Origin of the sequence: Nocardia sp. 852002-20019_SCH5090214, assembly GCF_001665865.1 — a bacterium.
Taxonomy (GTDB): Bacteria; Actinomycetota; Actinomycetes; order Mycobacteriales; family Mycobacteriaceae; genus Nocardia; species Nocardia nova.
In genome coordinates this window covers 1-3,085 of sequence record NZ_LZMK01000397.1, presented here as the reverse complement: position 1 = coordinate 3,085, position 3,085 = coordinate 1, and the positions used below count along the sequence as shown (strand labels likewise).

Below are 3,085 nucleotides of genomic sequence, written 5' to 3'. Positions count from 1 at the left end.
CGAATTCGTCACGCCCCTCCGAGATCGCCTCGCGCTAGACCAGGTCGACGGTCAGCTCGGAAAGTCCCCCTGCTGGCTCGGGACCATCGAAGGCCCCGGCGACCTGAACCGCCTAACGGTCTGGCCGTGGGGGACAGTCATTCTCCACCTCGTCGAGGAACTCGATCTGGCTGACGTCACCACCCTCGCGACTTGGCGCTACCAGAGCTATCCGGAGAACATCGAATGGGCGTCCAACTACCTCCGTGACCTCACCGGACACGAAAGCGCCTCCGCCGCATACGTACTCAGCCTCTACTGGGTGCACACAGTGCCTTGGTTCGGCGCCACACTGGATGCCGGTCTCCGACTGATCTGCGCTCCCCGCGCCCTAGTCGATCGGGACTTCAACGATGCGGCTGAGGTCCCCACAGGTGCGGAGCGTGTCGAGCAGGAACTCCTCGCGGCCGGCTACCACCCCCCTGAGATGCGGGCCTTCGGTGTGCCGGGCGTCTCCAGCGGCTGGGCGAGCTGGTCCGGCGTGGTCTACCACCCGCACGATCCTCTGCGCGCGCTCGCCGAAGACGACCTCGTTTCGTGTGAGCTTGGGGTGCAGTCGATCTGGGCCTACACCGCGTGGATCAATGAGCAGATCGAGTCCAGCGAAACGGCCGGAATCCACCCCCACTACGGGCACCCCTTTCTGCGGTCTGCCCGCTCGCTCCTGCTCACCGCACGTCCCCAGGAGACCGGGCAGCACCGGCAGATGCGGGAGGCAATCGTCACCACCAGCGGCCTACCCGACCAGCTGGCCCTCGCGATGGAAGCACTGAAGGAGGCAGGCCGATGAGCATCCGACTGGATAGGGCTGCACTACTAGTCGTGGACGCCCAGAACGGGTTCGTCAACGAGCACTCTCAACATGTCATCCCTGCGATCGTTGACCTGACCTCGCGATGGGCTACTACGGGTCGCCCCACCGTGTTCACCCGGTACTGGAACTACACGGGGAGCCCCTACGAAAACCTCATCGGCTGGAGGGCCCTCTACGGACCGCCAGACACCGACATCGTCGAGGATCTCCTCCCGTTCACATCGCAGGCCGGCGCGCGGCTGCTGGACAAGACGACCTATACCGCGCTTACCGACGAAGGTCTCGCACTCCTCACAGAGCTGGACGTCACTGAGCTCGTGATCTGCGGGATCGCCACCGACGCTTGCGTTCTGAAGACCGCACTGGATGCATTCGAACAGGGCTACGTGCCGTGGGTAGTGCGGGATGCAGTTGCCTCCAACGCCACCCGCCACTCTGCGCAGGAGATCCACGATTCGGCGTTGCTGCACATCTCGCGGCTGGTCGGCGCGGGACAACTCCTCACGACGAGCGATGTTCACGACGCGATCGAAAAAGCCTCCGCCGCCTGATTGCTCGGGCCTGTCACGTAGAAATCCCCGACCCTCAAAGCATCTTGTCCCGCTGCGGCGTGTCGGCTACCGCCCCCGCCGGACACGGGCGTTATATAACCGGCATGACCGCAGTACGTGGAAAACCCCAGCTGGTCGAAATCGACGAAGACCTGATTACGGCCGTGAAGGCGGAGGCGAAACGGCGTGGGCTGACCTACCGCGCATTCTTCGAGGCCGCCCTGGCCCGGGAACTGAAGGTGTCGAAGAAGGTCAAGGCTCCCGAACAACTCCAGCTCGCAAGCTAATTCCACACAAGCTGTGTGACCTAGCCACCACCGCTCGTCATCCGGCGATAGCGTGCGGTGCAGCTGCTCGTAACGACGACCCCACGAAGGAGGCTGCGCGGGCGATCTGACCGCCGATGGGCTACCGACCCATATGACTAAAACCCCATACACGCGAGAAACCCCCGGCCTGCACGCCAGGGGTTGAGTCTCGCCCCTCAGATGAAGGGACATGCTGTGCCCAGCAGGTCTCAGAGTAGCGCACGCGCGCACACGCCTGCGCTCGAACACGCTCTGTTACAGAATTGCAGCACTGAAAAGCCCACTGAACAGCGGTTTCGTCAATCGTCGTACCTCGGCGCGATGGACGCGGCGATGTTTGTCGGCCGCTATGTCCTTCTCGCCGCGGACAACACCTCACCGAAGCGGGTGATGACACGTCGGGAGGCTCTGGCGGCCCTGGCTTCGGGTGAGTGCGCCTCGGTCGCGGCCCGCGTGGCCGAAGGGCTGCTGGCCTCGGATATCGACGCGTCCAATCCGGTGGTCGGCGACGCGTGCGCGGAGGCGCTGGTGGCGTGGTGCGTCGAGCATGGGCTGCCGTACATCGTGCGGGAGAGCGGCCGACCCGGTGGTCGCCACGTCATCGCGGTGGTTACCGACCCGAAGGTTCCTGTGCGGCAGTGGCAGCGGCTGTGCCGCCGCCTGTCGAAGCAGTACGGGACGACGGTGCAGGACCGCACCGGGCAGCATCTGCGTCTGCTGAGCGCACCGCACCGGATCGGTCTCCCGGCGCCGGTGATCGCGTGCACAGCCACCCCCGCCGACGCGCTGGATGCCGTGGCGATCACGCGGAAACTCCACGGCAAGCGGAAGATCCGGCACGGCCGGCCGTCTCGGAAGAGCACGACCTACAGCGGGGTGCTCGATGGCAGCCGGTCTGCTGTCGAGTGGGGAATGGCGTGCGCGATGGCTCGCGCCGACTACGGCACCGCCGAAGCGTGGGCGGCTATCTCGGAGCTGCGTGGCAAGGCCCACGAGTTGGGGCAACGGTGGTGGAAGCGCTACGTCTGGCTATCCGCGGTCACCACGGTCGCCGCCGAACGCGGCCTGGCCGAGGACACCGCATGGGATCTCGCGCGGCACGCATGCCCGTCCGCGTGCCTGGCCCGCGGACGGGCATGGTGGCGTGCGGCGAAGTGGGAGCCCGCCCTTGTCGAAGCCCAGGTTGACCGACCGCGCCGATTCCGGATAGACGACGCCGACGACACCGGCAGTCTGCCTCCCGCAGTGCTCGCCGAGATCGAGGCTGTGCGAAGCGGTTTCGAGGCTGCGATAGCGGCGCTGCTCGCCGGACTCCACCCGCAACGGCTCCGCAGTGTGCGGGCAGTGCTGGCGGCTCTCGCCCGGGCGGTGGT

Annotated in this window: 3 protein-coding genes and 1 pseudogene; all 4 read left to right on the top strand. The window is 66.1% G+C overall.

Going from position 1 to position 3,085, the window contains the following annotated elements; genetic code table 11:
• On the top strand, positions 1-829 hold an 829-nt coding region (locus A5780_RS41495; protein WP_197521942.1), incomplete at its 5' end, for a hypothetical protein.
• The gene (locus A5780_RS33545; protein ID WP_197521941.1) at positions 826-1,404 is read left to right on the top strand and encodes a cysteine hydrolase family protein; all 579 of its coding nucleotides are present in this window, start codon (positions 826-828) and stop codon (positions 1,402-1,404) included. The genes A5780_RS41495 and A5780_RS33545, both read left to right, overlap by 4 nt.
• A gap of 104 nt (positions 1,405-1,508) precedes the next feature.
• Complete coding sequence (locus tag A5780_RS33540; RefSeq protein WP_064911064.1) at positions 1,509-1,691, top strand: hypothetical protein; 183 nt, start codon at positions 1,509-1,511, stop codon at positions 1,689-1,691.
• Between the two features lie 342 nt (positions 1,692-2,033).
• Positions 2,034-3,085 (top strand): annotated as a pseudogene (locus A5780_RS33535) (hypothetical protein); the annotation flags it as partial.